The 24965-nt window shown below is 54.3% G+C and carries 25 protein-coding genes; 18 read left to right on the forward strand and 7 right to left on the reverse strand.

Features of this window, described 5'->3' with window-relative positions:
• The first annotated feature begins 3 nt into the window (after positions 1-3).
• The 5 genes from sufB to PEH01S_RS21425 all read left to right on the forward strand — a co-directional run bounded on the left by sufB (position 4) and on the right by PEH01S_RS21425 (position 5237).
• On the forward strand, positions 4-1401 hold the full coding sequence (gene sufB, locus PEH01S_RS21405) for a Fe-S cluster assembly protein SufB (protein ID WP_025852736.1): 1398 nt from the start codon (positions 4-6) through the stop codon (positions 1399-1401).
• Positions 1402-1512: 111 nt separating this feature from the next.
• Positions 1513-2196: a Crp/Fnr family transcriptional regulator gene (locus PEH01S_RS21410; protein WP_127487896.1), complete on the forward strand. Its 684-nt coding sequence runs from the start codon at positions 1513-1515 to the stop codon at positions 2194-2196.
• A 135-nt stretch (positions 2197-2331) separates the two neighbouring features.
• On the forward strand, positions 2332-2961 hold the full coding sequence (locus PEH01S_RS21415) for a peroxiredoxin-like family protein (protein WP_246063022.1): 630 nt from the start codon (positions 2332-2334) through the stop codon (positions 2959-2961).
• Between the two features lie 12 nt (positions 2962-2973).
• The gene (locus PEH01S_RS21420) at positions 2974-3837 is read left to right on the forward strand and encodes a DNA alkylation repair protein (RefSeq protein WP_174807153.1); all 864 of its coding nucleotides are present in this window, start codon (positions 2974-2976) and stop codon (positions 3835-3837) included.
• A gap of 233 nt (positions 3838-4070) precedes the next feature.
• Positions 4071-5237, forward strand: coding sequence for a C40 family peptidase (locus tag PEH01S_RS21425; RefSeq protein WP_025852731.1), 1167 nt, complete (start codon positions 4071-4073; stop codon positions 5235-5237).
• Positions 5238-5297: 60 nt separating this feature from the next.
• Here the strand turns inward: PEH01S_RS21425 and PEH01S_RS21430 are convergent, their stop codons facing one another.
• The 3 genes from PEH01S_RS21430 to moaD all read right to left on the reverse strand — a co-directional run bounded on the left by PEH01S_RS21430 (position 5298) and on the right by moaD (position 8312).
• On the reverse strand, positions 5298-6368 hold the full coding sequence (locus tag PEH01S_RS21430) for an HD-GYP domain-containing protein (protein WP_127487898.1): 1071 nt from the start codon (positions 6366-6368) through the stop codon (positions 5298-5300).
• A gap of 155 nt (positions 6369-6523) precedes the next feature.
• Positions 6524-7600: a ThiF family adenylyltransferase gene (locus tag PEH01S_RS21435; protein WP_174807154.1), complete on the reverse strand. Its 1077-nt coding sequence runs from the start codon at positions 7598-7600 to the stop codon at positions 6524-6526.
• On the reverse strand, positions 7587-8312 hold the full coding sequence (gene moaD / locus PEH01S_RS35860; protein WP_127487900.1) for a molybdopterin converting factor subunit 1: 726 nt from the start codon (positions 8310-8312) through the stop codon (positions 7587-7589). The genes PEH01S_RS21435 and moaD overlap by 14 nt, the downstream gene beginning before the upstream one ends.
• Positions 8313-8511: 199 nt before the next feature.
• Between moaD and PEH01S_RS21445 the strand changes: the two genes are divergently transcribed.
• From PEH01S_RS21445 to PEH01S_RS21485, 9 genes are all read left to right on the forward strand, one after another.
• The gene (locus PEH01S_RS21445) at positions 8512-8979 is read left to right on the forward strand and encodes a molybdopterin-binding protein (protein ID WP_127487902.1); all 468 of its coding nucleotides are present in this window, start codon (positions 8512-8514) and stop codon (positions 8977-8979) included.
• 61 nt (positions 8980-9040) lie between these two features.
• Positions 9041-10483 carry a bifunctional metallophosphatase/5'-nucleotidase gene (locus tag PEH01S_RS21450; RefSeq protein WP_127487919.1) on the forward strand — a complete coding sequence of 481 codons (1443 nt, stop codon included), beginning with the start codon at positions 9041-9043 and terminating at the stop codon, positions 10481-10483.
• A gap of 103 nt (positions 10484-10586) precedes the next feature.
• Positions 10587-11393 (forward strand): undecaprenyl-diphosphate phosphatase, encoded by an 807-nt coding sequence (locus PEH01S_RS21455; RefSeq protein WP_025852725.1) that lies wholly within the window; start codon positions 10587-10589, stop codon positions 11391-11393.
• A gap of 173 nt (positions 11394-11566) precedes the next feature.
• Complete coding sequence (locus PEH01S_RS21460; RefSeq protein WP_025852724.1) at positions 11567-12661, forward strand: HD-GYP domain-containing protein; 1095 nt, start codon at positions 11567-11569, stop codon at positions 12659-12661.
• Between the two features lie 165 nt (positions 12662-12826).
• On the forward strand, positions 12827-13183 hold the full coding sequence (locus PEH01S_RS21465) for a winged helix-turn-helix transcriptional regulator (RefSeq protein ID WP_025852723.1): 357 nt from the start codon (positions 12827-12829) through the stop codon (positions 13181-13183).
• Positions 13184-13293: 110 nt separating this feature from the next.
• The gene (gene yfkAB / locus PEH01S_RS21470) at positions 13294-14430 is read left to right on the forward strand and encodes a radical SAM/CxCxxxxC motif protein YfkAB (RefSeq protein ID WP_127487904.1); all 1137 of its coding nucleotides are present in this window, start codon (positions 13294-13296) and stop codon (positions 14428-14430) included.
• Between the two features lie 46 nt (positions 14431-14476).
• Positions 14477-15844: a hemolysin family protein gene (locus PEH01S_RS21475; RefSeq protein WP_127487906.1), complete on the forward strand. Its 1368-nt coding sequence runs from the start codon at positions 14477-14479 to the stop codon at positions 15842-15844.
• Positions 15845-15859: 15 nt separating this feature from the next.
• Positions 15860-16909, forward strand: coding sequence for a sporulation integral membrane protein YtvI (gene ytvI, locus PEH01S_RS21480; protein ID WP_127487908.1), 1050 nt, complete (start codon positions 15860-15862; stop codon positions 16907-16909).
• 55 nt (positions 16910-16964) lie between these two features.
• Positions 16965-17849: a YitT family protein gene (locus tag PEH01S_RS21485; RefSeq protein ID WP_025852718.1), complete on the forward strand. Its 885-nt coding sequence runs from the start codon at positions 16965-16967 to the stop codon at positions 17847-17849.
• A 111-nt stretch (positions 17850-17960) separates the two neighbouring features.
• Here PEH01S_RS21485 and PEH01S_RS21490 read toward each other — a convergent pair whose 3' ends face one another.
• Positions 17961-18650 carry a C40 family peptidase gene (locus PEH01S_RS21490; protein ID WP_127487910.1) on the reverse strand — a complete coding sequence of 230 codons (690 nt, stop codon included), beginning with the start codon at positions 18648-18650 and terminating at the stop codon, positions 17961-17963.
• A 121-nt stretch (positions 18651-18771) separates the two neighbouring features.
• Here PEH01S_RS21490 and PEH01S_RS21495 point away from each other — a divergent pair, with 121 nt between their 5' ends.
• The 4 genes from PEH01S_RS21495 to PEH01S_RS21510 all read left to right on the forward strand — a co-directional run bounded on the left by PEH01S_RS21495 (position 18772) and on the right by PEH01S_RS21510 (position 20970).
• A complete protein-coding gene (locus PEH01S_RS21495; RefSeq protein ID WP_025852715.1) occupies positions 18772-18975 on the forward strand; it encodes a spore coat associated protein CotJA in 204 nt (67 codons plus the stop codon).
• Between the two features lie 20 nt (positions 18976-18995).
• Positions 18996-19259 (forward strand): spore coat protein CotJB, encoded by a 264-nt coding sequence (locus tag PEH01S_RS21500; protein ID WP_025852714.1) that lies wholly within the window; start codon positions 18996-18998, stop codon positions 19257-19259.
• Positions 19260-19292: 33 nt separating this feature from the next.
• Positions 19293-19862: a manganese catalase family protein gene (locus PEH01S_RS21505; RefSeq protein ID WP_025852713.1), complete on the forward strand. Its 570-nt coding sequence runs from the start codon at positions 19293-19295 to the stop codon at positions 19860-19862.
• A 427-nt stretch (positions 19863-20289) separates the two neighbouring features.
• Positions 20290-20970: an HAD family hydrolase gene (locus tag PEH01S_RS21510; protein ID WP_127487912.1), complete on the forward strand. Its 681-nt coding sequence runs from the start codon at positions 20290-20292 to the stop codon at positions 20968-20970.
• A 129-nt stretch (positions 20971-21099) separates the two neighbouring features.
• Here the strand turns inward: PEH01S_RS21510 and PEH01S_RS21515 are convergent, their stop codons facing one another.
• From PEH01S_RS21515 to PEH01S_RS21525, 3 genes are read right to left on the reverse strand one after another with little or no spacing between them, the layout of a single operon-like run.
• Entirely contained in the window at positions 21100-22269 is a 1170-nt protein-coding gene (locus PEH01S_RS21515; RefSeq protein WP_025852711.1) for a YheC/YheD family endospore coat-associated protein, read from the reverse strand.
• A 25-nt stretch (positions 22270-22294) separates the two neighbouring features.
• Positions 22295-23488 carry a YheC/YheD family endospore coat-associated protein gene (locus PEH01S_RS21520; RefSeq protein WP_127487914.1) on the reverse strand — a complete coding sequence of 398 codons (1194 nt, stop codon included), beginning with the start codon at positions 23486-23488 and terminating at the stop codon, positions 22295-22297.
• Positions 23489-24856 carry a YheC/YheD family endospore coat-associated protein gene (locus PEH01S_RS21525; protein ID WP_025852709.1) on the reverse strand — a complete coding sequence of 456 codons (1368 nt, stop codon included), beginning with the start codon at positions 24854-24856 and terminating at the stop codon, positions 23489-23491.
• Between the last annotated feature and the right edge of the window lie 109 nt (positions 24857-24965).

Below are 24965 nucleotides of genomic sequence, written 5' to 3' on the forward strand. Positions count from 1 at the left end.
CCCATGGCTAAGAAAATGCCGGAATTGGAAGAATATAAATATGGGTTTCGCGACGAGCACAAAGCCGTGTTTCAGAGCGGAAAAGGCCTGACCCGCGAAATCGTCACCGAGATTTCCAGAATGAAGGGCGAACCGGAATGGATGCTGGAGTTCCGCTTGAAGTCTTTGGAGCAGTTTTTGAAAATGCCGATGCCGCGTTGGGGCGGTAACATGGACGATCTGGATTTCGACGATATTCAATACTACGTGAAGCCTTCCGAAAAACAGGGGAAAACGTGGGAAGAAGTGCCGACGGAAATCAAGGAAACGTTCGACAAGCTCGGGATCCCGGAGGCGGAGCAGAAGTTCCTGGCGGGCGTATCCGCCCAGTACGAGTCCGAGGTCGTCTACCACAGCATGCAGAAGGATCTGGAAGAGCAAGGCGTGCTGTTTATGGATACGGACACGGCGCTTAAAGAACACCCGGAAATTTTCAAAAAGTATTTCGGGACGATCATTCCGCCGAGCGACAATAAATTCGCCGCACTGAACAGCGCGGTATGGTCCGGCGGCAGCTTCATCTACGTGCCGAAGGGCGTGAAGGTGGAAATTCCGCTGCAAGCTTACTTCCGGATCAACTCGGAAAACATGGGGCAGTTCGAGCGCACGCTCATCATCGCCGACGAAGGCAGCTTCGTGCATTACGTCGAAGGTTGTACGGCTCCGGTCTACAGCACGAACTCGCTGCACAGCGCCGTTGTTGAGATCATCTGCCTTAAAGACTCCCGTGTCCGCTACACCACGATTCAGAACTGGGCGCCGAACATTTATAATCTGGTTACGAAACGTGCGGTTGCGGAAGAAAATGCGACCATGGAGTGGGTTGACGGCAACATCGGCTCCAAGCTGACGATGAAATATCCTGCGGTTGTGCTGAAAGGCCGCGGCGCAAAAGGCATGGTGCTTTCCATCGCCGTTGCGGGCAAAGGCCAGCATCAGGATGCCGGTGCGAAAATGACGCACTTGGCACCGGATACGACCTCCACGATCGTCTCCAAATCGATCAGCAAGCACGGCGGGAAAGTGACGTACCGCGGCTTGGCTTCGTTCGGACGCAACTCGGAAGGCTCCAAAGCGAACATCAAGTGCGATACGCTCATCATGGATAACGAATCGACGTCCGATACGATTCCATACAATGAAATCATGAACGACAACATTACGCTGGAGCACGAAGCGACCGTCTCGAAAGTATCCGAGGATCAGCTGTTCTACCTGATGAGCCGCGGATTGACGGAAGCGGAAGCGACGCAAATGATCGTTATGGGCTTCATCGAGCCGTTCACGAAAGAACTGCCGATGGAATACGCGGTCGAAATGAACCGTCTCATCAAATTCGAAATGGAAGGCTCGATCGGCTAAGTTTTCCTTTCCGGCTAAGCATGAAATACGAAATACGTATCTGCGGCGACGTTTACACTTTGGTGTAAAGTTGCCCGGATACGTATTTTTTTATAAGAATGAGGGAGAGACATGGACAAACTTCAATACCTGTCACAATTCAATCTGCTGAATTCGCTGTCGATGGAAGATTTAATTGAAATGGATCAGTTAACTTCGATAACTACGGTTGCGAAAAATCAGTTTATCCAAACGCCGGACACTTTCACCGAGGGGCTTTACTTTGTGAAGAAAGGGAAGGTCCGCCTGTATAAGCTTAATGCCGAAGGCAAGCAGTTCACTCTTGATATCCTCAGCGAAGGCAACGTGTTCGGCGAAGTGGCCGGAATTTCATTTGGCACAAGAGAGCTGTACATAGAAGCGGTGGAAGAATGTCACATTTGCTTGATGAATAAGGAAAGATTCGAAAGTTTTTTAATTCATCATCCCCGGTTTATGATGAGTTTAATGAAAGTATTGAGCGAACGAATGATCGATATGAGCCATCTGGCTCAGAGCCTGGCCCTTGCAAAGCTGCATGACAAAATTTTATTTGTTCTTATGAAGCTTTCCGACCAGTTTGGCGGTACGGAGGATTGCGAATTTTACAAAATCGACATTCCTCTTTCCCATCAAGAAATTGCCAATTTTGTCGGCGCAACCCGAGAGGCCGTTACGGCAGCCCTTCAGGACCTTGTGAAAGAACAAGTGATTAAAACCGGATTCAAAACGATCTACATTCACCGGCACAAGCTTTTGGAGAGGAACGTCATTTAAGGTTCCGGCCGCAGTTGTAAGCTGGATTACATCTTTCCCTTAAGAAAAAGAAGTATCGTATAGAGGCTAAAAACTATACGAAATGGAGAGTTGATTCTTATGGAAAAGACGTCGATTCAAAGGTTGCTGCCTGAATTGGAAGCGGCGACGGCACAAATGAAGCGGATACTCCCTCAAGAAGCGTTGGATGCGTTCGAAACGTCGATCCGCGAGCTTCGGGAATCCGGTGTAGGTACGGGATTGGAGCTTGGAACCAAAGCACCTGACTTTACTTTGACGGCTCATACAGGGAGCAAAATCACGTTGTCTGAGGAAACGGCTAAGGGTCCCGTTGTGCTTACCTTTTATCGCGGCGGATGGTGCCCCTTTTGCAACTTGCAGTTGGCGGCCTATGAGAGAATATGGAGCGACATTCGAGCGGCCGGCGCTCAGCTCATAGCGGTCAGTCCCCAAACTTCCGATCAGTCCAACCTTCTCAACGAAAAGCATCGGTTGAGTTTTCCTCTCTTAAGCGATACATATAATCAAACAGCGGAACAATACAATTTGAAATTTAAAATGCCCGATCATTTGCAAGACATTTACAGGTCGCTGGGTATTTCCCTGGATGCCTTTAACGGCGACCACTCCTGGGAGCTCCCTGTGTCTGCTACTTTCATTATGGATAAAGAACGAATCATCCGTGCGGCTCAGGTGGATGCGGATTACAAAAAGCGCATGGAGCCTGCCGAAATCATACGGATGCTTAATTCCATCTTGACGTAGCGGGGGGCAGCAATGGAACAGGAAAAGACAGTTCCCGTATCCGGCGCGATTTTACAGCGGAAGGGAGCGCAAAAGGCCGTCGATATCCCGGAAGCTGTGATCCAACTGCTGCAGAAAGGGGAAATACAGACCGTAAATCTTACGGAATGGCTGGCTATCGATCATCTCAAGCTGCTGCAGCATCTGATCTGCGAGCTCGATTTGCATAAAGAATCGGATGTAATCTTATCCGGTTTGGAACGGCTGAACCCAAAGAAGATCATGGGTATGCTCCCGGCCATTGCGAGAAAGTGGCTTAGTCTGTTGGAGCGTATGCCGGAAAAGGAAGGCTCCCGAATCTTCCATGCTTTAGCTTCTCATCGTTCGGATAGCGTGCGCTGTTGGGCGGGTTATATGATCGGATTGGACGAACGGTTAACGATCAGGCAAAAATTCACCGGCATTCGTCCGTTTGCTGCGGATTCCCATTTTGGCGTGCGCGAGATTGCCTGGATGGCTATGCGGGAATCGATTTCCAAACAATTATCGGAATCCCTCGATATTTTGCGCGAGTGGGTGCGCGATGAGGATCCGAATATTCGCAGGTTTGCCGTCGAATCGCTCCGCCCGCAAGGCGTGTGGGCGAAGCATCTTGCCGAATTGAAAAAACAGCCCGAGCTGGCCCTTTCGCTTTTGGAGGAGGTGAAGTCCGACCCGGTGAAATATGTGCAAGATTCGGTAGGAAATTGGCTGAACGATGCCGGTAAAACAAATCCGGACTGGGTGCGCCGGATTTGCAATGCGTGGCTGGAAGCTTCGGATACGAAGGAGACGAAACGAATCGTGGCCCGGGCGACAAGAAGCTTACTGAAAAACTCAAAGGAATCGTTACATTAGACTAAGGATGAAAAGCCTCCATCGCCACCTTGGGAGCAAAGTGGTTTTGGAGGTTTTCACGTTCTTATGACACGGCGTCTTTTTGGACTCTGGATCGCAATCTTCCCGCAATTATGCGAGGGGATTGCGATTATTTGTTTCCAGCAAACCGGGTGCATAGCCCGCTGACTCCTGCTTCATCCTATAAAGGGACCGAATTCCGGCGAATTCACGAATGAGAGGAGCATGGTGCGATGATCGGATCATGGCGGCGTCCGGTGGCGGCCTCGTTGGTGGTATGCTTGCTGGCGGCAGGCTGCGGGCCTCAATTATCGAAGGAACAGCGGCTTTCCAATCAACAGGGGATTCCGAGCAACCACGGACAAGCCGCAAACCGGTTAAAAAGCGAAGAATTGAACGGAAAAACGACAGCGATCGGCCTGAACGGCGGGTTTATTCGTATGCTGCCCCAGAGCCGGGTGGAAATGACGATTCCCACCGTGACCATAGGGGGGACCGCTTATGTGGTCGGGTCGGATTTTGCCAAAATTGTCGGCTTCCGGTCCAATTGGGATCAAGCCAGGGGCGTATTTCAGTTGGGGGAGCATGATGCGTCATACGAACTGAAGCCGGGCCAGCCGTCAGCGTTGAGAGACGATGAGACGGTGGCACTTAAGGAAGCGCCTATTCTTTTTAATGCTCAGATCCATATTCCAGTTTCGGCGTTAAACCCGGTATTTCAGAAAGATTTTTCATTTGAAATCAAGGAGCAGGCGGCGGTCGTCCAAGCGACCGATTGGGCGGTTAGCGGGGCGATCGACGGCCCGCTGGAGGCGAGTACGGGAGCGGAGCTTGACTTCGGCGACGATCCGCAGGACCCGGTCCAAGGCACGGAAGGGGCTTCGGCGATGAGACTGGAGCCCGACCCGCTGCTGGAGGCTTCTGGTGCCGTGGAGGCCATGAAAGAGCTGAACGGTTTTTCCGGGAACGACGACATTGCGGTTCCCGCTCTGAGGCAGGTCGATATGAACGTTTTATTGACGCGGGCGCAGCGGTACGTCGGCGTGAACTATGCATTCGGCGCTGCGCCTTATTCGACCTCGGGCAAGTTCGATTGCTCCACGTTTACGCAGTATGTGTTTGCCAAATCCGGTATCACGCTGAACCGGACGGCCCGGGCCCAAGCCAAGCAAGGCACCGCAGTTGACCGAAAGCAATTGCGGAAGGGGGATTTATTGTTCTTTTACGTCCCCGGTAAGTTTCGAAGCCAGAAGACGGTCGGCCATGTCGGCATTTATTTAGGGAACCAGAGAATGATTCATTCTGCTCCGGAGCCGAAAGACGGCGTACAGATTACCCATATCAACAATGCGTATTGGAAGCAGACGTTTTTGGCTGCCAAGCGGGTATCCTCTTCATAAGAAACAGCCCGGCCGGTTCAATCCGTCTGGGCTGTTCTTCGTATTTAAGGCCAACGCATATTAATCCGCGAAAATGTGTTCGACTTCCAAATCGGTCCGTTCCGACAAATCGATGAACGTGCCGTCAAAATTAACGAGCGGCCGGAAAACATCGGTCGGATGGGTGAGTACGATCGTGCCCATTTCACCGGAAGCAAGCTGAATTTTTTTGCCGATAAAATTCGGGACCATATGCTGGATAAACAATTGCGTAATATGAGGATCAATTTGTCCGAAGCTGCACCGGTGAAGCTCGCGCAGGACGAACAGCAGATCGCGTTTTTTCTGGTATACCCGGCTGGAAATCATCGCGCTGTAAATGTCCGCAACAGCGACGATCTTGGCCAGCGGATGAATTTCATCTCCGCGCAGACCATACGGGTAACCGGACCCGTCGAGCCGTTCATGGTGCTGTAAAGCAGTCAAGCATATTTCTGCGGGCAGACCCGAGCGCTGCAGCAGCTCGTATCCGTAGATCGAATGCTTTTTCACGCGTTCATATTCTTCCGCCGTCAATTTTCCGGGCTTCTGAAGAATGGCCGGATCGATGAGGCCTTTGCCAATATCGTGCAAATAACCCGCTTTGCCGGCGAGTACAGCTTCCGGCTCCGATTGCCCGAGCCACTTGGCGATATAGTAGGAGATCATGCCTACTTGCACGCTGTGTTGATATGTATAATCGTCCGTGCTGTTTAACACGAGCAGGAGCGAAACGACGTCCTTCTCCTGATGAACTTGCTGGACAAGCGGATTGAAACCGATATCAATTTGATCCTTCTGCACGATGCCTTGTTGAATCGCTTGCTCAAATATGCTTTTCACGCCGTCTACTGCTTCATGATAGGCTGCTACGGCGGCAGCTGAGGCAGTGTGTTCCGTCTGCGCGGAAGGAGATTCGTCTCTTGCTGTGTCGGGCCCGGGATCATCCGTACGAAAAGCGATGTCCACTTCATCGATATGGTGCAGCTTCAGCTTCTCAATGTCATCGACAGACAGTTCGGTATGTGCGGATAGGACCAGCAGTCCGTACCCGTTAAACGTATCCGAGCCGAGCCGATCGCCTACCTTGACTTGATGGATCGATATGAGCACAACGGGTTCACCTCTGTCCTGGGGTCACGGGATCTTTACCGGAATAAAAAGTTGTCCCTTTCGTCTCATGATAACAGGAAAATGAACCCGAGACACTCGAATTTTGTCGAATAAAAGGTAAAAATTAATTAATAATTAATGTAATTTGTAACGAATTACATTCCGATATAGCGGCTGTACAAGCTTTTGGCCAGGGTAGGGTCCTCGGTGCCCTGTACGATCATCCGTCCGTCCGGGAAAAGCACCAAGGTCAACGCTTCGTCCAAATGAAGCTTCAGGAGAAACGGATTTTTCTCGACTCGTCCAAGCGGCTTAAGCCGTTCTGCCCATTCCTCCAAAGAGAGCGCGGCAGGTGCAACGGGCTGGATTTGGACAGAATTCCGGCCGCACAGCGTCTGGATCGTATCTTCCTCCAGCGAAGCATCCAAATATTCGAATTGCCGTGCCGCGCAGCAAGGACAATCCGCTTTGCGCGCTTTCGACACGTCGATCGCGGCGTATTGGTTGTACCAGAGGTCCCAATGGACCATTTTGCGGTTCAGGTGCTGACGGGCCCCCACAAGCAGCTTGAGCGCCTCGGCCGCTTGGTGGGAGGCGACCGTATGAATGATCGATCCGATCACGCCTGCCGTATCGCATGTCTCCGTCGTGCCCCGCGCCGGCGGTTGGTCGAACAAGCATCGCAGACAAGGCGTTTCGCCGGGAATGACGGTGTGCGAGACGCCGCGGGAGCTTACGGCGCCGCCGTAAATCCACGGAATGCCGTGCTTGACGCTGACGTCGTTAATTAAAAAGCGCACCGTAAAATTATCCGTGCCGTCGAGGATAAGCTGGACGTCGGCCAGCAGTTGCTCGGCATTGGCGAAGTTCAAGTCGGCCACGACCGGCTCGATGACAACGCCGGAATTCGCCGCGCCAAGCCGGGCCGCGGCCGCTTCCGCTTTGGGCGCGGAGCCGGCCGCATCCGCTTCGTCGTAAAGCATCTGCCGCTGCAGATTGCTCCGCTCGACGAAGTCGCGGTCGATCAGGCGAACGAAGCCGATACCGGCGCGCACCATATGATTGGCAAGCACCGTTCCGAGCGCGCCCATGCCTACGATGGCGACGCGGGCCTGCAGCAGCTTGGCTTGTCCGGCTTCGCCGATGGGGGAGAACAACATCTGCCGCGAATACCGTTCCCGGTCCGCGACTTGTACGTTTTCCTGCTCCGTCATGCTGTCAGTCACGTTCATTCTTCGGTTCTCCTTCCCGCGGAAGACCGGCTGCCGGATTCCAGGGGCCTTGCTGATGGCCTTTCCACTCCGAGCCGTCCTCCCAAATTTCCTTCTTCCAGATCGGCACGATTTGCTTCAGCCGCTCGATGGCATACCGGCTCGCCTCATAGGCGGCGTCGCGGTGCGGCGAGGATACCGCAATGACGACGCTTGTCTCGCCTACCGGCACCGTGCCGAGCCGGTGCGTAATCGCGAGCCGCGTACCGGGCCAGCGCGAGGACAGCTCGTCGCCGATTTGACGCATCGTTTTCAGCGCCATCGGCTCGTAGGCTTCGTATTCCAGCATTGTGGTCCTTTTGCCATGGGTAAACTCCCGGGTGGTGCCGACAAAAGCCAGCGTCGCGCCATGGTCGGGGTGCAGCACTTTGGCCGTCACCTCATCGGTAAGGATCGGATCGCGCGTGATGGCGTAGGGCTCCGGCTCGCCGCCGGAAACAGGCGGGATGAGCGCGACTTCGTCCTGCCCGGTGATGCGGACCGCGTCGTCCGCATATTGTTGATTTACCGCGACGAACGCTTGCTTAAGCACGTCGGATGCCGCGGGGTAGCGGGCCGCCAGCAGCGCTTTGAGCTCCTGCGGCGTCAGCCCGTCCTGTTCTATGTCCAGCTCCAGTACCGGAGAGCCGAAATGCTCGGCCAATCCGGCGAAAAGCAGCAGCTTCAGCTTCATGGTTGCTCTACTCCTTTGTTCATGCGGCCTTTCGAAGTCCGGCGAACGGGCCCTCTGTGCGGCAGATTGTCGCTCGGACCGCTGCCAAGGTCGTGATTCGCCGACTTTGCGGGCTGTTCTTTTCAGTTTCAGCATACCATATTTTTAGCGAAAAATGATATAATGGTTGGTGATGTTTCAAGGGAGATGGAGGCGTAGCATGACTATAGAAATCGTAGATGAGCACGTCGGCCGCGTCAGGTATACCGTAAGCGAGCTGGCGGCCATCGCTCCGCGGAGGTTTCCGGTGCAGGAGCGGGTAAGCGGCGTCACGGGAAACGCGTTTGATTGGCCGGCATGGTACGAGGCTTGGCTTCAAGCGCAGCAGGCGGAGCCGGGAAGGCCACCGACCCGTCTGGAGGTCGAAGGGGCGGACGAATTTCAAGCGGGCATTCCTTGGGGCGAATTGAAGGAAGCCTTGGTTCTTTTCGAGCAGGAGGACGGCAGCCCTTTGACCAAAGGGTATCCGATCCGTTTGTACGTTCCGGGCGGAAGCAGCGAATGCCTTAATGTGAAGAGCGTCGTGCGAATGCGGATTCTCTACGATGAGGAGGCAGCGGTAAAATCGTCGACGTACGGATTCAAAAATACGATATCGCCGGAGCAGCTGCTTAAGCCCCGTTCTTGAGTGCACGCGGCTCCATTCATCTACTCGCTACTTGAAGGAAGGTGCCTTTGTGAACGAACGAATGAGGCTGCGCGTCCTTCATACGAACGATATTCACAGCCACTTTGAACAAATGCCCCGCATCGCCTCCGTCCTGCGGAGGCTTCGCGCGGAAGCCGGAGAAGAGCGGACGCTTACGCTCGATATCGGGGATCATATCGACCGGATGCGCCCGGAAACCGAAGGAACGGACGGCCGGACGAACATCGCGGTCCTGAATGCATCCGGATATGAAGCCGTCACGCTCGGCAACAACGAGGGATTGTCCTACACGCAGGACGTTCTTTCGGAGCTGTATGGCCGACAGGCGAGCTTCACCACCGTCATCTGCAACCTGCCTGCATCGGCTACGGGAGAGCTGCCGCCGTGGGCGGTGCCGTATCATATCGTCCGGAAAGCGGGCTTACGTATTGGGCTGATCGGAGTCACCGCCTGCTTTCCCGAGTTTTACAACCTGCTCGGGTGGGACGTGCGGGAGCCGTTCGACGTCGTTCCGCCCCTTGTCCGCCAGCTTCGTCCCCAGGTGGACGTGCTCATCGTCATGTCCCATCTCGGGCTGCGCAACGACGAGCGCATGGCGGCCGAAGTGCCGGGCATCGATCTGATTTTGGGCGGGCATACGCATCACTTGCTCGAAGAACCGCTGCGCGTCGGAGGGACGCTCGTCTGCGCCACGGGCAAATTCGGACAATACGTCGGAGTCGTCGATCTGGAATGGGACCCCGCCGAACAGAGGGTGGCGCATGCGGAGGCTTCCGTGCAAGCGGTGGCAATCGAGCCGGAGGATGAGGAGATCCGCAGCCTGATCAGGGAATATGGCTCTCGTGCCGCATCCGAATTGGACCGCGAGGTCGCCCGCCTGCCAGTCGAGCTGCCGTTCGACTGGTATGGCGAGTCGCCGCTCGGGAATTTGCTGGCCGGGGGATTGCGCCGGTGGATGGGAGCCGAGATCGGTCTGGTCAATGCCGGACAGCTGCTCGGCGGGCTGCCGCAAGGCCCGGTATCGGCCGGTATGCTGCTTCAATTGTGCCCGTCGCCGATCAACCCGTGCCGGATGAGGCTGACCGGGACGCAGCTGCTTCGCGCGCTGGAGGAATCGCTGCTTCCCGAGTTCATGGACAAACCGCTGTACGGTTACGGCTTTCGCGGCAAAGTGCTCGGAACGCTGTGCGTCGACGGACTCACCGTACAATACGACCCGGAAGGGGCGGATTATGCGAAGATTCGCGCCGTGGACGTCGGCGGGAAGCCGCTGGAGGCGGAGCGGGAGTATTTGGTCGGGACCATCGACATGTTTACGTTTCGGATCGGCTTCACCAGCCTCGGAGAAGGGACGGAGCCTCAGTTCTTCCTGCCGGAATTTTTGCGCGACGTCTTGCTACGGGAGCTTCGCGACGAAGCGTCGCTTCATCACAGCTTCTCCCGACGGTGGCGAACGGTCGGAGAATCGCCGCACAATACTTAAGGATGCGCTTCGTTGTGTACAAACCGCAGCAAACAAGCTAGAATATAAAAAACGATTCATGATACGAACCGGATCAATTCGAGGGAGAGAGTAGGAGGAGCGCATGCACGATTGGTGGGTAGCGGTTATTATCGGCATCGTGGAGGGCTTGACGGAGTTTTTGCCCGTTTCGTCGACGGGCCACATGATTTTGACAAGCACGCTGCTGGGGATCCCCGATACGGATGAATTGATCAAAACGTTCGAGATCGTCATCCAGCTCGGCGCCATCCTGGCCGGGGTCGTCGTCTACTGGAAGCGGATTTTGCGGCTGTTCGGCCTCAGCAAGGAAAAGCCCAAAGCGGGCAAAGGAATGAACTTGCTGCACATTATGCTGGCGATCGTACCGACGCTGGCGATCGCGTATTTGACGAAAGATTTTATCAAAGCCTACCTCTTCTCGCCGGCCACCGTGCTTATAGGCCTGATCCTTGGCGGTGTGCTGCTCATCATCGGGGAAAAATTCCAGCCGAAGGTCACGGCGCACGATGTCGACGAGCTGACGTACAAGCAGGCGTTCTTCATCGGGCTCTGGCAGATTATTTCAATCTGGCCGGGCTTCTCCCGCTCGGGATCGACAATTGCCGGGGGGATGCTGGCCGGCGCGAGCCGCGGGGCCGCCGCCGACTTTACGTTTATTATCGCCATCCCTGTCATGGTCGTGGCTACCGGATACGAGCTGATAAAAAACCTCGATGCGTTCTCTTCCGGAGATCTCGGATTTTTTGCCATCGGCTTTATCGTTTCGTTCGTCGTAGCGCTGCTCGCGGTCGTGACGTTCATCAAATTCGTACAAAAATTCAGCATGTCGTACTTTGCGTATTACCGCTTTGTCGCAGCCGCTTTGTTCTGGCTCTTCGTGCTGCGGTAGCTTGTTCGCCGGAAATGGGGGGCTTCCTCTTGTTTCCGGCTTTTCTCGTCCGAAGTTCATATAAATTTAGTCAAAACGTGAAAAAACATATTGCTCTTTTGTTTCGAATTCGATACGCTTAATCATATCGATATTTTCTAAATTTTTCTTTAGAAAGAAGACGTGGTTCGTTGATGCGTTTGCTTCCGCTAAGCATGGTCAGACCCGGCATGCGCCTTGGGAAAAAAATATACAACTCGGACGGGTTGACGCTGCTTGGCGAGCGGGTGGAATTGACGCAGGCGCTTATTACCCGCCTGGGCGAGCATGGTGTGGATTTTGTCTATATCGACGATCCCCGGACCCGGGATTTGATTATCCATGATGTCCTTAGCGAGGAGACCCGGACCCATGCCATTACCGAGATCCGAACCTCCTTCCGCAAAATGATGGAGGATCAGGTCAAGCGCAAATTGGTGGGGCAGCTGCAGGTCGGCAAGGCGTTTCGCGGGATGATGAGCATGATTTTGGACGACCTGAGCCAGCACAAGGATGCCATGATCATGCTGACCAATATTAGCCTAATGGACGAATATTTGTTCCACCATTCGCTCAATGTGTGCATTTATGCAACGATGCTCGGCATGGCGCATGGCTACGACCGGGAAGAACTGATGACGCTCGGCCTTGGGGCGCTGCTTCACGATGTGGGCAAAACCCAAATCCCGCTGGAGCTGCTGCGCAAAAAAGGAAAGCTGTCGGACAGCGAATATGAACGGATTAAGCAACATACCATATTTGGCTTTCAATTTCTGAAGGACGAGCCCAACATTCCGCTGCTTGCCGCGCACTGTGCCTTTCAGCATCACGAAAGGCTGGATGGCAGCGGGTACCCCCGCGGACTCAGGGGCTCGGAAATACACGAATATGCGCGGTGGATCGGCCTGGTCGATTCTTACGACGCCATGACGACCCACCGCGTGTACCGCAGCGCCATGCTTCCGCATCAAGCGATGGAAATTTTGTTTGCCGGATCGGGCACCTTGTACGAAACCAGGCAGATCGAGCTGTTCCGCGATAAAATCGCGATCTATCCGATCGGCATCACCGTTACTCTGAATACGGGTGAAACGGGAGTGGTCGTCGATTTGAATGCGAACGTGCCGCAGCGTCCGGTCGTGCGTCTGCTGCTGGATGCGGAGGGACAGGAGCTGAAGGATATGCCCGAAATCGATTTGTCCAAAATGCTGTCGGTCATGATTACCGGCGTCAATCATAAACCTATATAGCTTAGAGTCGTGCAGAGGCAGCTTCCCGGAAGCTGTCTTTTTTGGCATTGGCGGCGGTTTGGGGGGCTTGTTTCATTGTAAGCATTTGGAGTTTTGAAGCATAGCTGTTTTTCTAGTATAATGTTAAAATATAAACTAACTTCTCTTTCGTAAGGAGGTGATCGAATGGACCCAATTTCAAACGAAGAGGAATGCATGGCTTCCGTAGAGGAGGTGCTGCACATTTTCGGAGGAAAATGGTCGTTCCTGGTCCTCCGTCAACTGTTTAAAGGTCCGCAGCGGTTCAATCAATTGCGCCGGAATCTGGACCATATCAGCACCAAATCGCTGACCGATATTTTGCGTCATCTGGAGGAGCATGAGATTATTCGTCGTCAAGTGTTTCCTACGGTACCGGTAACCGTCGAATATTCCTTAACGGAGAAAGGCAAAGACTTTCAAACCATACTTGTGGAAATGGGAAATTGGGCAAGAAAATGGGGAAAGCCGCGCGGCATCGACCTTTCCGAACAGCTGGAGTAAGGTGCGGCGCGATAGGACGTCGGTTTTCTTTTCAATCGTATTACGATACAATGGGTAATATATTATTGTTAGATTTTACTTTTTAAAGAAGTCAGGTGTGAAAAAACAACATGTCCGATCGCTTAATCGTCAACGACTTGCCTGTATTGCCCCAGATAACGCCCGAATACGATCCGTGGGACCCGCTGCGCTCGCTGCAATCGCATAGCGAACACCGATTGACGAGCGTCGAGCTGACGGTGACGAATTTATGCAACATGCGCTGCGAGCATTGCGCCGTCGGCGAATCGCTCTTGGTATCGGAAGGACCGCGCATCCCGCTGAATGTCATTTTGAAACGGCTGGACGAAGTCGAGGACTTGGAGACGATCAGCATCACCGGCGGGGAGCCGAGCTATCACGAGCAGACGGTGCGCGAATATATTGTCCCCCTGCTTCGCTACGCCAGGGAGCGCGGAGTTCGTTCGCAGATAAATTCCAACGTGACGCTGGACCTTTCGCGGTACGAAGCGATGGCGCCTTATCTCGACGTCATGCATATTTCGTTCAACTATTTGAACGCCGACGATTTCTACGAAGTCGGGTTCGTACGGACAGACCGAAGAGTATCCGCCACGACGGCGGCTAAATTATATGAACGGATGGTTGAGAATGCGAAAGCGCTCGCGAGCGGCGGGATGTTCGTTTCGGCGGAATCGATGATCAATTACCGGACCCACGGGAAGCTGAGCGGTATCCATCAGTTGATTCGGGAGATGGGATGCCGCCGCCATGAGGTGCATCCGATGTATCCAAGCGCTTTCGCTTCCAATTTACCGGTGTTGACGCTGGATCAGACGCGGGCTGCGATTCATCGGCTGCTCGACGACCGCGATCGCGATTTGTGGATGCTGTTCGGCACGCTGCCTTTCTATGCTTGCAGCCCGCTGGAGGAGGACAGGGAGCTGGTTACCCGCCTTCGCCGCGAGCCGAACGTGACCGTGCGCAACGATCCCGACGGCCGCAACCGCCTCAACGTGAACCTGTTCACGGGCGACGTTTTCGTCACCGACTTTGCGGACGTGCCGGCGCTCGGGAACATTCATGCGGACCGGCTCGATCAAGTATTCGCGCGCTGGAAAGATCATCGCCTGAGCAAGACCGTGAGCTGCCATTGTCCGGCTGCAAACTGCTGCGGACCGAATCTTCTGGTCGTCGATACGTATTATAAAGACGTCGATTTCGGCCAGCGGAAAGCGCTTGTGTAATTCGGCCATTATCCCATTTTACTTTTGCAAAGGAGACTGATCCTTCTTGGAAAGTCACAGTACAGGGTTCGATTTCGGATTAATTTCGCTTAATCTTTTACTGGTCGTGTTTTTGGTGCTGCTGAACGGTTTTTTTGTTGCAGCGGAGTTTGCATTGGTGAAGGTCCGGGCTACGCGCCTGCAGCAGCTGGAGAGCGAGGGAAACCCGAAAGCCAGGTATGCGCTTGCCGTAACCAAAAAGCTGGACGCTTACCTTTCTTCCACGCAGCTCGGCATTACGCTGGCGTCGCTGGGGCTCGGATGGGTAGGAGAACCGGCCGTCTCGCATCTGATCGTTGAGCCGGCTCTGGCAGCATTCGGACTCGGGGGAGCTTGGTATGCCAATGCCTTGTCGTTTGCGATCGGATTCGCCGTGATCACCTTCATGCATATCGTGCTCGGCGAGCTTGCGCCCAAATCCATGGCTATTCAGAAATCGGAAGCAACCTCTCTATGGCTGTCGGCTCCTTTAATGCTGTTTTACAAAATCTTTTATCCGGCGATCTGGCTGCTGAACGGCGCCGCGAACAAGCTCTTGAAGCTGGTTGGGATTCAGCCTGCTACCGAGCAAGAAGCCCATACGGAAGAAGAAATTCGGATTTTGATGAACCAGAGCGCCCGCAGCGGTCATATCGACAAGGACGAACTGGCGCTATTCGATAATATATTTGAGTTCTCCGATCGGGTCGCGAGGGAAATTATGCTGCCCCGGACCGATATGGATTGTTTGTTTACCGAGCTCAGTTTTGAGGAAAACTTAAAAATCGTCTATGAAACGAAGCATACGCGCTATCCGGTGGCCACGGACGATAAGGATGAGATCATCGGATTTGTCCATATGTCGGACTTGCTCACTTGCGATCCGGACAAGAAGCACGATATCAAAGAGTTCTTGCGTCCGGTGCTCATGGTGCCCGAATCGATGGAAATCAGCCACGTGCTGCGGCTTATGCAGAAGAAACGTTCCCAGCTCGCCGTCGTGATCGACGAATACGGCGGAACGGCGGGATTGATTACGACCGAAGACATTCTGGAGGAAATCGTCGGCGAGATTCACGACGAATTCGACGAGACGGAGCGGCCCGAAGTGGAGAAGATCGGCGATGCCTACTCCGTTGACGGACGCGTGCTTCTGGAGGATCTTGACGACCGGCTTGCCCTCGGGATCGAGGACGATGAGGTGGATTCGATCGGAGGCTGGCTGTTCAAGCAGCTGGAAGGCTCCGTCTCCAAAGGCAGACGGCTGGAGCAGAACGGCTTCTTGTTCGAAATTACGGAGGTCGAGCGATTGCGTATTTTGCGTGTGAAAATTCAGCCTGTTGAAAAACAGCCCGTTTCGGGTCCGCTAGCCGGTCAAAACCATCCTGACGAATAGGGGGGTACCCGTTCGATGTCGCTTAAAACGATCGTTTTTTGCGTGCTTGGCGCCGTGCTTTTGTACGGAATGTTCACCATCGGCTTCCCATTTTTGCTTGCCATGTTGATTGCCCTGTTGCTCGAACCGATCGTTCTGCTGCTGACACGAATATTCCGCGGCGGTCGCGTGCCGGTTTCCGCCGTAGTCTGTACTCTTTTTACCGGCTCGGTGCTTGGTTTCGTTTATCTGATCGGCTTCAAAATCGTCACGGAGCTCATTCAATTCTGGAAGAACGCTTCCGTGTATTTGAGCGACGCCAAGCTGTTTATTGAAGATTCGTCGGCAAGGACCCGATTGTTCTATAAGCTGCTGCCGTACGACGTTGCCGAGCAGGTGCAGCGCTACGTGGAAACGGGAGCCGGGATGCTTACGGAAAACTTGAAAAGCATCGTAGCCGCCATCTCCAGCTATTTTCTCGACGTGGCCAAAACGATTCCGAATTTGTTCGTGTTTTTCGTCGTGTTCGTGATCGGTCTTTACTTGATTTCGTTCAGTCTGCCGAAGCTGCATCAGTCGTTTCTGAACCTGTTCGAGACCCAGTCGAGACCGAAGGTGGCTGCGGTGCTGAGCGATCTGCGCCGGGCTATTATCGGCTTCCTGTTCGCGCAGTTGCTGATCAGCCTGCTAACGTATATGGTGACCTTGGTCGGCTTGCTTGTTCTGAATGTCGAATATCCGCTTGCCGTAGCGCTTCTGATCGTGCTGGTGGATATTTTGCCGGTGCTTGGGACGAGCGCCGTGCTCGTTCCGTGGGCGGGGTACAGCATGCTCGCGGGAGATATGCGGCTCGGCATCGGACTGATCGTCCTGCTGCTCGTCATCATGGTGTTCCGGCGCCTGATCGAACCGAAAATTATCGGCGACGCCGTCGGGATCAATGCTTTGGCGGCATTGGTCAGCATGTATGTTGGCTTCCAGCTGGCCGGAGTGATCGGTCTCATTCTGGGGCCCGTGCTCATCATCGTGTACCAGGCGCTTCGCCGGGTCGGTCTGCTTAAAATCAATATCAAGCTGGAACAGTAACTATAACCATAAAATTTTGTCGTTCATACGGTCATAGATCAAAGGGGGAGAAGCAATGCAGGCAGGTCTCAAGAATGCCAAGCAGCATTCCAAATTAACGTTGCCCAAACTGGTAAAACGCGCCGTCTTTATTTTATTGGGGGCGGCGCTTGTCTCGGTCGGCTTGGAAAACTTTTTGGTGCCCAACAATATCATTGACGGGGGAATCGTGGGCATCTCGATTATTACCTCGCATTTGTCGGGTATTCCGATCGGCGTATTTCTCTTATTATTCAACCTTCCGTTTTTGTTTATCGGGTACAAGCAAATCGGTAAAACGTTCGCGTTATCTACCTTATTTGCGGTTTCTCTGATGTCTGTCGGCACATGGCTGCTCCATCCGGTGCCTCCGCTGACGACCGATCCGCTGCTTGCAGCCGTGTTCGGGGGCATTATTCTCGGCATCGGCGTCGGCATGGTCATCCGTTCGGGCGGCTCGCTCGACGGCACGGAAATTATGGCGATTCTGTTCAGCAAGAAAACGCCGTTCTCGGTCGGCGAAGTGGTGATGTTTTTTAACCTGTTCATCCTGAGCAGCGCGGGCTTCGTGTTCGGATGGGATCACGCGATGTATTCGCTTATCGCTTATTACATAGCCTTCAAGCTGATCGACATTACGATCGAAGGCTTTGACGAATCCAAATCCGTCTGGATCATCAGCGAGAACAGCCGCGAGCTCGGAGACGCCATCATGCACCGTTTGGGCCGCGGGGTCACGTATTTGCAAGGCGAAGGCGGATTTACCGGCGGCAATAAGCTGGTCATCTTCTGCGTCATCAACCGCTTGGAAGAAGCAAAGCTGAAGTCGATCGTCGAGGAGCTCGATCAAGCCGCGTTTCTGGCTGTCGGCAATATTCACGACGTGAAGGGCGGACGCTTTAAGAAAAAGGACATTCACTAAAAAGAAAAACCGTCACGGCCATTCGTTCGAAGGCAGGGAGCGCATCATGCACGCCTGCTTGGGACGAGGGCCGCGGACGGTTTTTTTGTAGCGAAAAAGGAGTCGCTGCGATCAATAGTAGCGGCGGGCGCCGAGGTATTTGGGGCCCCAGTAGCTGCTGTCCAGCTTTTGTATGGCGATGCCGGCGGAGCGGGTGGCGGAGATGAACTCGCCGTTGCCCATATAAATGCCGACATGGGAGACGACGCCGGGCTCGTTCAAGCCGAACAATACCCAGTCGCCGGGCATCAGACGATCCCGGTCAACCGCAAAGCCCATACCGGCCATGACGGACGAGCTGGTCCGGGGCATGGGGACTCCTTGCTTCGACAGCAAGTAATAGATAAAACCGGAGCAATCGAAGCCGGCAGGCGTGCTTCCGCCCCACGCGTAGGGCGTGCCTATGTATCGTTTTGCATCTGCGAGGATGGATTTCTTCACAAGTGCACGGGACAGCGCGGTCCGCGTCGTTCCGTCAGCGGCCCCGGTCATCGGCAGACTGTAGGCTTGCTGGAAGGCCCGGACGGCCTGCACCGTATACTGGCCGTAATAGCCTGTAGCATTCGGGTAGGTGAAATAGCCAAGCGATCGAAGATTGTGCTGCAATTCCGTTACCGCCGTTCCGGATATGCCTTGGGACAGGACGGTCGGGGTTTGCGCGGCAGCCGAGTAAGTCGAATCCGGGAGGACGGAGGGGACTGCGATCAGGCAAGAAGCGGTGACCGTCAGCAGCCATCTTTTTGAAAACGTTTTCTTTGACAAAACACTTCAGCTCCTTTTTCCTTCTGCAGGGGGCAGATGAAGTTGTTGTCATTTTATACGCATAATGGACGAGCGGCAATGTATAAATATTGGTAGATTGCTAAAGGAGGCATTTCCGGCCATGGATCTTGAGAAAGAATGGTATCCGTATGTCAGCCCCTTCGACCCTTGTCCGCCGATTACGGTTAAGACCTTTGTTATTCCGCCAAATCTGTATATTCAGTTTCAACCGCCGCAGCTTCCCCAATATCCCCCGCTTCAAGCGCTCCGGTGCGGTACGCTCTGGCCTGCGCTGTATAGTCCTTACGAAGCCAAATATTACTGAAAGGACAGGAGGTGAACGGCATGAAACAACCGCTGCCCCCCCACTACTACACGCTGTTGGAGGAACTGCAAGCGATCGATTTCGTGCTGGTGGAGCTGACGCTCTATCTGGATACGCACCCCAATGACGCCCAGGCGTTGGAGCAGTTTAACCAGCATGCCCAGCAGCGCCAGCTTTTGGCCCAACGGTACGAGTCCGAATTCGGTCCGCTTATGCAGTTTGGTCGCAGCTTTTCGGGCTATCCGTGGCAATGGTGGGAACCGCCGTGGCCGTGGCAGGTCTGATTCAAAGCGGAACCAGGAGAGGAGACTTGAGCGATGTGGATTTATGAGAAAAAGCTGCAGTACCCGGTCAGGGTCAGCAAGTGCGACCCGCACATGGCAAAGCTGCTGATCGAGCAGTACGGCGGTGCGGACGGCGAGCTGGCGGCGGCGCTGCGGTATTTGAATCAGCGGTATACGATACCGGATAAAGTGATCGGGCTTTTAACGGACATCGGGACGGAGGAGTTAGCCCATCTGGAAATGATCGCCACCATGGTCTATAAGCTGACGAAAGACGCCACGACGGAACAGTTGAAGGCCGCGGGGCTAGACGAGCATTACGTGAATCACGATAAGGCGCTGTTTTACCACAACGCTGCGGGTGTGCCTTGGACGGCTGCCTACATTCAAGCAAAAGGCGATCCGATTGCCGACCTGTACGAAGACATCGCCGCGGAGGAAAAAGCGCGCGCCACCTACCAATGGCTGATCGACATGACGGACGATCCGGATCTGCAGGACGGTCTGAAGTTTTTGCGAGAGCGCGAAGTTATTCATTCGCTTCGCTTCCGCGAAGCGGTGGAGATTTTGAAGGGGGAGCAGGGAGCGAAAAAGGTGTTTTAAGCGAACAGGGCAGCCTATCTTGGCGTGCCCTGTTGTAATTTTTCGATTAAATGCCCGAATTCTTCGAATAAGTCCGGATTATCCCGAATGATCCAACGCTTGAATGCCGTAAATGGGATGATGGTCTTAGGTGCAATTCAATCTGTCTAATAAGCTCCTTTTTGGAATCGTGATCTTCGGGGCCTTCCAATTCATAGTACTTTTTCAAAATATCTTGAAAGCGATACAGTTCATCAAGCAGTCTGCTTTTAAGTTATCATCATATTTGGCACCTTTTATGTTGTTACAATGACCGCAAGCATAGAATTTCCACTGAGTCACCCTGCATCGTTTCATGAAAGCGAGTGATTCCTCCGTTTGACAATCTGTGACAATCGTGGTTCTATAAGACGTGATATGCTTATGCGGATGTCAGGAGGAGAAGGGAATGTCGACGAACAAAAGAACACCGGAAGCGATGATCTTCGATTTGGACGGGACGCTGTTTCAGACGGAAACGCTGCTCCTGCCGGCTTACCACGCCACATTCGAACAGCTTCGTGCGGAAGGGCTGTTTCAAGGGGAAACGCCGGATGAGAAATACATATTGAGCGGACTTGGCATGCTGCTGGAGCATATATGGCAGCTGGTGATGCCGGATGCCGATGTGACGGTTCACCGCCGGGCGGACGAGCTATTGCTGAAGCTGCAAGTGGAGGCGATGGCGCGCGGCGAAGGCAAGCTGTATGAAGGCGTTGCCGACACGCTGAGGGAGCTGCGCCGGAGAGGCGTGCGGCTGTTCATTGCCAGCAACGGCCTGGAGGCTTATGTCAAAGGCGTCATCCGCCATCAAGGGCTTGAGCCGCTGTTTGAACCCGGAGGCTTGTACAGCGCAGGGGAATATGCGACCCGCTCCAAGGTGGATCTCGTGCGGCAGCTTCTGGACAAGTACGGCATCGAACACGCCTGGATGGTCGGCGACCGTTCATCGGATGTCGAGGCGGGACATGCGAACGGGCTGTTCGTGGTCGGCTGCGATTATGCGGGGTTCCGCAAAGAGGGAGAGCTGGATCAAGCCGACGTCTGCATCGCGGATTTCCGCGACCTTCCGGCATTGCTCGAAGCGTAAAGGAGCGGAAAACTTATTATTTGAAGTTTCGGACCCGGATTTGCCGGCGGAGCACAAAAACATCGATGACGCATCGGTGTTTTTTTATGGACAAAAACCGGGATCCGCCAAAAAGAAAAGACCGCTGCATCAATCAGACCGGTCTCGTTGAGATTCGCTTTGCCGGGGCTGCGGAACAAGGTCCAAATGTCTGGTACCGGCTTTAGGAGCCGCTTTTTGTTGGAGCAGATGGAGAGCGAATTCGATAGGCCGGCGAATCGCCTTGCGGTATGTCTGCAGATCTCCGGTTAATCGGAATACGTCGCGCGAAGGCTTCGGATTGACCTCCAGCAGCCAAACATGCCCCGACGGATCGACCGCCAGATCGATGCCGGCTTCGCAATACGTGCCGAACTTGGTTTCGAGATGCTGTGCGACACGAAGCCCGAGGGTATATGCCGTTTCCTTGATGGTTTTTACTCTCTCTTCCGTCCCGAAGCGGCTTTTGAGCAGCGTTTCCATCGATATCGCCTTCCCGCCGCCGTGCAGATTGGAAGTGACGGAAAAAGGGGGGCCGATACGCCCGGCGCATCCGGTTACCTGCCACTTCCCTTGGCCGTCTTTTTGCACCAGCATCCGGAAGTCGTGCACCCGGCCATCCTTCAGCTCAAGCGGAATGCCCTGCTGCACGATATATTTGCTCTGCAGCCCCCAGCCGGCAAGCCGCACCGGAATTTGCGCTGCGGTCACCTTGGTCGCAGGCAAAATGCGGCGCTCCGCATCCCTTCCCTGCATGAGATAACTACGGCTTCCCCGCAGCCGCTGCAAGCGGACGATCCCGCGCCCCCCCGTGCCGCTTTTCGGTTTCATGTACACGACCGGGTGCTTCTTCAGGAACTGCTCGAGCTGCTTCCGGCTTCTGTAATGAACGGTGGAAGGCAGGTGCGGAGCGATATTTTCATTTTCCGAAAGCAGGCGGTAAACAATCCATTTGTTGGCCAGCGGCCGGCTCAGGTAGCGGAGCTTGGTATATTTTTGCCGGAAGCGCGTGATCTTGCGATAATTGTCCGCCCCGTGATAGCGGCAACGGTCATAGACGATCGGCGGAAAGCCGACCCACCTGCGGGTCCATGAGCGGGTTGCTTTGTTATACGAGAGCGCGTGGATCCGCATTCGGTTGTCATCCACATCGTCCGGGGTGAATATGAACACATCCACCCCGAGCTTTTGTCCGAAAATGCTCAGCTTGCGGTAAAACGAAAGCTCTTCCAGCTTCCGTCCCGGCATATACATCGCCAGCACGCCAAGTTTTGTACTCAAGATGGAGCTCACCTGCCTATCTTTCTTATTTATCGCGCTCGGCGTTGGTTTGAGCCAGAAGGGGAAAGGGCGCCGTTTTTTTGAGAGGGCGTTTCGGTTTGCGCTTGGCCAAATAGATGGAGTACAGGATCAGATTTTCGAGCGATTTTTTGCGGATCGGCGGCTCGTCGAATTTCATCGGCTTGGAGTTTGCCTCGAAAAACCAAATATGCCCTTCTTGATCGACGCCGAGGTCCATGGACATCTCGCCTAACATATGACCGCTGGACTTTTCGATCTGTTTCGCGATGGTGAGCGCCGCTTTTTTGGCGCGGGCGATGATGCGTCTGCTGCCGGGCCCGCCGAAGGAGTAGGTAAGCAGCTTGGCGGGATCGTCAATGGAGCCGCCCCGTGGAACGTGGGTCGTGATGCTGAGCTTTCCGGCCAGTCTGGCGCCGATCCCCGCGACGCTCCACAGGCCCTTGCCGTTCTTTTGCACGAGCACCCGCAGATCGAACGGACGCTGCTTATAGCTGGAGAGGGGAATTCCTTGTTGGATGATGTAGTCCTTACCTCCGATCAGTTCCTGTACTTCCGACCATAGCCGGGAGACGTTCGGGTAACGGGAGATATGGCTTCTCGTTTTTTCCTGAATGCTCAGCTCGAATATTTTGGACTTCGTATCGAGAAGGCTTCGGCTTACTTTCATGATACCCTTGCCGGCTTTGCCGCGAATCGGTTTGAGGTACAGAAACGGATACTCGGCCAGCAGCTTGTCGAGCTCCTCGCCGGAGGAGAGGCGCTTCGTGGCGGGAATGTAGTTCTGCGTCTTTTTGGCGTGATTGAGCCATTCGAACAAGGTCCATTTATTAAAGAAGGACGGGTTGAAAAAACGGATCCCTCTCTGCCGCATGCAGGCTTGAATCACCTGCTGCACCTCGGGGAGCAGCTCGAATTTGCGGTAAGGAATCCGGTTATAAATGACGTGGGGGGCGGGAAACACCCCTTTTTTCCACGTTTTGTCGGCGGCGTTGTAGGTGTAGCCGACGGCTTTGCGTCCGGACAGCTTGAAATCGGTCGTCGTCATCACGTAGACGAGAACGCCGTGCTCAGCCCCGGTGCGTATCAGGTCGATAAAATTTTCTTGATTCCCGCGAAAAATTCGCGTTTCATCCGAGTGAGTAAGAATGGCCAGCGTCGGATTTTCGCGCTTGGACGATGCGTTGGTGTTGGTCTCCACTCAGGAATCCCTCCTTGACCGAAATCGGCTCAAGTAGAGGCAGTAGTCATAGATGTTTTGCAGCGAGGCTCTTCCTTGTTCCTTCAGCGCCGGATGCTTGAAAATGGACCGCCCCGGCTTGGAATTCGCCTCGAACATCCAGAGGCGTTCGCTTTGGTCGATCCCGATATCGAAGCCGAGCTCGCCTAAGGTATGACGGTAATTCCGCTCGATGTCCTCCGCCAGCTTGACGGCGGTTTCCTTGGCACTTGCCAGCACCGCATCCGCCCGGCTGCCGAAAATTTGACGGAGCACCTGTTCGGGGGTCATGAGCTGTCCGCCGGTGCGCACATGGGTCGTGACGCTGCCTTTGCCCGCTTTCTTGGCCCCGATGGCGGCAACGACCCATTGGTTGGCGTTGTTCTTGGTCATATGGAAGCGGAAATCGATGGGACAGCTGTCGAGTTCGATCAAACGAATCCCCTGCTGGGCAACGTAGTTGTTCAGCCTTCCGCTCTGCCGGTTGAGCAGCGCCATGAGGGCATCGAAGCGGCTGAACCGCAGAAGCACGTTGCGCCCTCCGCGCCGGAAGCGGACATAGTAGCCGCGTTTCGGATTGTACGTCAGGCGGAAAATGCCGATGCCGAGGCTGCCGCCGGTCGGTTTCAAATAGATGAATTTGTGTTTCTCCAGCATTTCCTTAATTTGCGAAGAGGTGGGGTTGATCCGGGACTCGGGAACGTAACGGGAAGCTTCGGTGCCTTCCAGCAAATTGTAGACATCCCATTTGTCGAAAAAAGTCCAGTTGAACAGCGGAATCCCTCTGCGAATAAACCGCTGTTTGAAAGCGTTCATCGACTCGAGCCGCTCCGCTTTCCGGCTGGGCAGCCGGTTGTAGACGACATCGGGCAGCGGCATCGTCTTGCGTACCCAGCCGCCTTCACCGCGCGGGAGAATGGCGGTGACGGTTGCTTGAGACCAATTGACGCTTTGGGGGGAAAAGCCGTAGTAGAATGCTTTGTCGGAGCCGGCGCGCATAAATTGCCGGATAAACTCCGTCCGATTGCCGAACGGCGTGCTGTTCCCTCCCGTAATGCTGGTCAAGATCCCGATTAGCGGGCCGATGCGGATATCTTTGCCGTTGCTGCACGTGATCATGCTGGTGCCGGCCCGGGGAATGCGAAGCTGCGTGTAAAGGAATGACGGCACATACAGATGGTTGCCGCTCTTTTTCAGCAGCTTCAAACTTGCGTATACGCTTTTGCCGCCGAGGTGCAGATGTATGTTTCGTGTTTTGGATACTTTAAGCGCCCGCGCCAATTCGCCGGAGAGGTAGACGACCCGCTCCTGACGCTGGGTGACATGAATCGTGCAAGTTGTCAAGCTCATGTTGAACCTCCTAAGAGTTTTGCCGAAGGCAAAACTTTCTTCGAAAGCGTAGGCTGAGTTTTGCCGAAGGCAAAACTTTCTTCGAAAGCGTAGGCTGAGTTTTGCCGAA

The organism is Paenibacillus ehimensis NBRC 15659 (assembly GCF_004000785.1).
GTDB lineage: Bacteria > Bacillota > Bacilli > Paenibacillales > NBRC-103111 > Paenibacillus_G > Paenibacillus_G ehimensis.

Coding starts and splice junctions, on each gene's coding strand:
- sufB (WP_025852736.1), top strand. CDS start 4: ATGGCTAAGAAAATGCCGGAATTGGAAGAATATAAATATGGGTTTCGC.
- PEH01S_RS21410 (WP_127487896.1), top strand. CDS start 1,513: ATGGACAAACTTCAATACCTGTCACAATTCAATCTGCTGAATTCGCTG.
- PEH01S_RS21420 (WP_174807153.1), top strand. CDS start 2,974: ATGGAACAGGAAAAGACAGTTCCCGTATCCGGCGCGATTTTACAGCGG.
- PEH01S_RS21425 (WP_025852731.1), top strand. CDS start 4,071: ATGATCGGATCATGGCGGCGTCCGGTGGCGGCCTCGTTGGTGGTATGC.
- PEH01S_RS21435 (WP_174807154.1), bottom strand. CDS start 7,600: ATGAACGTGACTGACAGCATGACGGAGCAGGAAAACGTACAAGTCGCG.
- moaD (WP_127487900.1), bottom strand. CDS start 8,312: ATGAAGCTGAAGCTGCTGCTTTTCGCCGGATTGGCCGAGCATTTCGGC.
- PEH01S_RS21445 (WP_127487902.1), top strand. CDS start 8,512: ATGACTATAGAAATCGTAGATGAGCACGTCGGCCGCGTCAGGTATACC.
- PEH01S_RS21450 (WP_127487919.1), top strand. CDS start 9,041: ATGAGGCTGCGCGTCCTTCATACGAACGATATTCACAGCCACTTTGAA.
- PEH01S_RS21455 (WP_025852725.1), top strand. CDS start 10,587: ATGCACGATTGGTGGGTAGCGGTTATTATCGGCATCGTGGAGGGCTTG.
- PEH01S_RS21460 (WP_025852724.1), top strand. CDS start 11,567: ATGCGTTTGCTTCCGCTAAGCATGGTCAGACCCGGCATGCGCCTTGGG.
- PEH01S_RS21465 (WP_025852723.1), top strand. CDS start 12,827: ATGGACCCAATTTCAAACGAAGAGGAATGCATGGCTTCCGTAGAGGAG.
- yfkAB (WP_127487904.1), top strand. CDS start 13,294: ATGTCCGATCGCTTAATCGTCAACGACTTGCCTGTATTGCCCCAGATA.
- ytvI (WP_127487908.1), top strand. CDS start 15,860: ATGTCGCTTAAAACGATCGTTTTTTGCGTGCTTGGCGCCGTGCTTTTG.
- PEH01S_RS21485 (WP_025852718.1), top strand. CDS start 16,965: ATGCAGGCAGGTCTCAAGAATGCCAAGCAGCATTCCAAATTAACGTTG.
- PEH01S_RS21495 (WP_025852715.1), top strand. CDS start 18,772: ATGGATCTTGAGAAAGAATGGTATCCGTATGTCAGCCCCTTCGACCCT.
- PEH01S_RS21500 (WP_025852714.1), top strand. CDS start 18,996: ATGAAACAACCGCTGCCCCCCCACTACTACACGCTGTTGGAGGAACTG.
- PEH01S_RS21505 (WP_025852713.1), top strand. CDS start 19,293: ATGTGGATTTATGAGAAAAAGCTGCAGTACCCGGTCAGGGTCAGCAAG.
- PEH01S_RS21510 (WP_127487912.1), top strand. CDS start 20,290: ATGTCGACGAACAAAAGAACACCGGAAGCGATGATCTTCGATTTGGAC.
- PEH01S_RS21525 (WP_025852709.1), bottom strand. CDS start 24,856: ATGAGCTTGACAACTTGCACGATTCATGTCACCCAGCGTCAGGAGCGG.